The sequence below is a fragment of the Protofrankia coriariae genome, assembly GCF_001017755.1.
Classification (GTDB): Bacteria; Actinomycetota; Actinomycetes; order Frankiales; family Frankiaceae; genus Protofrankia; species Protofrankia coriariae.
The window spans coordinates 51,934-55,271 of record NZ_JWIO01000026.1 but is presented as its reverse complement, the minus strand read 5'-3'; the positions used below and the strand labels follow the sequence as shown (position 1 = coordinate 55,271).

Sequence of the window (3,338 nt, the reverse complement as noted above, 5' to 3'; positions counted from 1 at the left end):
CCCGCCCGCGCCGGCGGGTCCGTATCGTGACGATCCGTATCGTGACGACCCGCGTAGAGGTGGCCCCCCTGGCGGCTATCCGGCCCCTCCCGCGGAACCGCCGTACCAGGGCGGTGGACGCCCGGGCAGAGGTCAGCCCGCGGGAGGTCGACCGGGGGATCCGTATGGTGGCGGTTCCCGCTACGACGATCCGTACGGGGAGAGGGAGGGCCAGTATCGTGGCGGCAACCCGTACGACCAGCTCGGCGGCCGGCCTCCCGGTACTCCGCCGAGCGGCTACGGCCCGGGTACGCCACCGGGCACGCCTGCCGCGGGTGCGCCCGGTCGTGGCGGCCAGCCCGGCTACGGCGGCCAGCCCGGCTACGGCGACCCACGGCAGGGTGACCCACGGCAGGGTGACCCACGGCGCGGTGCCGCGCCGGTGCGGCCGGACGACGCCGACCTGTACGAGCAGGAGACTCAGCGTCCGGGCCGGGTCCCCCCTGGGGAGGGCCGGCGTCCACCGGAGCGGGATCCCCACGGCGACCGTCCCGCCGGGCCGGGAGCAGCGGATCCGGACGAGCGCGCCTGGTAGGACGCCGTGAGCGGATCCGGACCCAGCGACCTGGTCCTCCTGGTCGTGAAAATCAGCTTCCTGGCGCTGTTGTGGCTGTTCGTGCTGGCTGCTGTCCGTGCGGTGCGCGCGGACATGTTCGGGCCGACGAAGCGTCAGCGGCAGAGCGTCCAGGGGCTGGGCCGCCCAACGCCCGCCCAACCGGCGCCGGCGCACCCGGCACCGCCACCCGCTGGGCCGCAGAACGCGTCTCCCAATCGGCGGGCGCGCACACCAAGCAAGCTGGTCGTCACGAAGGGGCATCTCGCGGGGACGATTCTTCCGCTCGGACCGACGCCTGTCACCATCGGACGTGCGCAGGACTCGACTCTGGTGCTGGAGGACGACTTCGCATCCGCGAGACATGCAAGACTCGTCCCCCACGACGGCCAGTGGTTCGTCGAAGATCTGGGCTCGACCAACGGTACTTACCTCGACCGCACGAAAGTGACCAGTCCCATGCCGGTTCCTCTCGGCGCGCCGGTCAGGATCGGGAAAACCGTCCTGGAGCTTCACCGGTGAGCCTTAGGCTTCACTACGCCGTTCGCTCGGACGTCGGCCACGTCCGAGAAGGCAACGAAGATTCCGCCTACGCGGGCGCTCGGCTACTGGCCGTGGCCGACGGTATGGGCGGTCACGCGGCCGGGGAGGTCGCCTCCTCCACCGTGATCTCCCAGCTGGCCACGCTGGACGACGACGTCGCCAGCGGTGCGGTCCTGGAGGTGCTGACCGAATCGGTGCACCAGGCCAACAACCAGCTGCGTGAGATGTCCGTCAAGGACGGGTCGCTGGAGGGTATGGGCACCACGGTCACCGCCCTGTTGCTCGCGGGGAACCATCTTGGTGTGCTGCACGTCGGCGACTCCCGGGCGTACCTGCTGCGGCACCAGGTGCTCAACCAGGTGACCCATGATCACACACTGGTGCAGGATCTTGTCGACCAGGGGCGGATCACGGCCGAGCAGGCGGACACGCATCCCCAACGGTCGTTACTGATGCGTGCGCTCGACGGCCGCGACGTCGAGCCGGACCTGTCCGTCCGGGAGGCGATCCCGGACGACCGCTATCTGCTGTGCACCGACGGACTGTCCGGTGTTGTGACGGAAATCACCATCCGTGAAGCGCTGCTGCTACCGACGCCTCAGGAGGCCGTCGACCGGCTGGTCGAACTCGCTCTCAAGGGCGGCGGGCCGGACAACATCACCGTTGTCGTCGCCGACATCGTCGAGGACGACGCCGATGACGACGGCCGCCCGCTCGTGGCCGGCGCCGCCGCGGAGAAGCAGACCGTGCCGGGAGCCTTGGCCGCCCGTACCGGGCCGAATCCCCGGTACGGCGACCAGGACTCCCCGGCCGCCAGGGGCGCGCGGATCGGCCGGCACAGCCCCACCACGCCGCGCGCCGAGGGTTCCGACAGCGTGGTGGACGAGGATTCGCCGCCGCTCGCCCGCCGGCCGCCGCCCCGGCCGGCGTTCATCATCCTGTGCACGGTGATCGTCCTGACCATCGCGACCGTCTGGGGCTGGTTCTACCTGCACAGCCGCTACTACGTCGGGGTCGACGACAAACAGGTAGCGATCTTCGAGGGTGTCGAGGGGAGTATCGCCGGCTTCTCCCTGCACCGGCTCAAGGAGCGCTCCCTACCGCTGAACGAGCTCAACGACGACGGGCGCCTGCAGGTGGAGGACGGCTACTCGGCCAGCAGCCTCACCGAGATCCGCGACTATGTCGAGCGGCTGCGGACGCAGTTCGCCGTCACGCACCCGGCCGACTCCGCGGCATCCACGGCGGCACCGACGCCGCTGACGGTGACCGCCACGGCGCAGGCGGGCACCGACGGGGAGAAGAACACCGGAGACGCTCAGGGCCCCCTGGGCGTTGCCACCACCGCCCCGGCGCTCTGTGCCACCGCCCCGGGCCCGAACTGCGTCCCGTCCATCCCAGCGGCCCCGTCGGTCCCGACATCTGGATGACGCCGACAGGATGACTGTTCTCCCTCCGCTTCGCGGCAAGGCGGTCGATCTCACGGGAACCTTCGCCCGGTTCCCGGTACCGGCCGGTGTCCATCTGCCGCCGTACCGTCGGCGAGAACTCTCCCTGCTGTTGTTCGCCGGCCTGCTCGCCACCGCCGCCCTGGCGGCTGTCGTGCTCGCCGTCGACGGAAAGATCACCGCTTCGGTGTTCGTCTACGGCCTGGGCTTCAGCGCGCTGTGGGGGATGGCCCACCTGGCCGTGCGCCGGTTCGCGCCGGCCGCCGACCCGATACTGCTGCCGCTGGTCGCGGCCCTCAACGGCCTCGGCCTCGTCATGATCTACCGGCTGGACCTGGCCAAGATGGATGCCGCCGAGAAAGCCGGCAGGAAGGTACCAGCCGGCGTCGCACCGTTACAGATGGTGTGGACGCTGCTCGCGCTCGTCGTCTTCGTGCTGGTGCTGGCGGTCATCCGGGACCACAAGACGCTGTCGCGCTACGCCTACACGGCGGGGCTGGTCGGCCTGGTCTTCCTGGTGCTGCCCGCGATGCCGGTGTTCGGCGCGACCATCAACGGCGCCCGGCTGTGGCTGCGGGTCGGGCCGTTCACCTTCCAGCCCAGCGAGATCTCGAAAATCATTTTAATGATCTTCTTCGCCGGCTACCTGGTGAACAAACGCGAGGTCCTCTCCGTGGTCTCCCGCTCCTTCCTCGGGATCCACTTCCCGCGCGCCCGGGACCTCGGCCCGGTGCTCGTCGCCTGGCTCGCGAGCC

Annotated in this window: 4 protein-coding genes (1 of these 4 running past the window's edge); 3 read left to right on the top strand and 1 reads right to left on the bottom strand. The window is 70.3% G+C overall.

The features are described from left to right. On the bottom strand, positions 1 to 520 hold a 520-nt coding region (locus FrCorBMG51_RS29030), incomplete at its 3' end, for a hypothetical protein (RefSeq protein WP_162233230.1). A gap of 60 nt (positions 521 to 580) precedes the next feature. On the opposite strand from FrCorBMG51_RS29030, the gene FrCorBMG51_RS15895 reads away from it, so the two are divergent. The 3 genes in view from FrCorBMG51_RS15895 to FrCorBMG51_RS15885 are tightly spaced (at most 10 nt apart) and all read left to right on the top strand, a layout consistent with a single transcriptional unit that may run on beyond the window. After that, positions 581 to 1,114 carry an FHA domain-containing protein FhaB/FipA gene (locus FrCorBMG51_RS15895; protein WP_047223845.1) on the top strand — a complete coding sequence of 178 codons (534 nt, stop codon included), beginning with the start codon at positions 581 to 583 and terminating at the stop codon, positions 1,112 to 1,114. Continuing rightward, positions 1,111 to 2,565 (top strand): PP2C family protein-serine/threonine phosphatase, encoded by a 1,455-nt coding sequence (locus tag FrCorBMG51_RS15890; protein WP_047223844.1) that lies wholly within the window; start codon positions 1,111 to 1,113, stop codon positions 2,563 to 2,565. Before FrCorBMG51_RS15895 ends, FrCorBMG51_RS15890 begins: the two co-directional genes overlap by 4 nt. A gap of 10 nt (positions 2,566 to 2,575) precedes the next feature. Then, a protein-coding gene (locus FrCorBMG51_RS15885) for an FtsW/RodA/SpoVE family cell cycle protein (RefSeq protein ID WP_047223843.1) crosses the window boundary here: on the top strand, positions 2,576 to 3,338 show its 5' portion. The gene runs 743 nt beyond the window's last position; the window shows 763 of its 1,506 coding nt (coding positions 1–763); it begins with the start codon at positions 2,576 to 2,578; its stop codon lies off the right edge, out of view.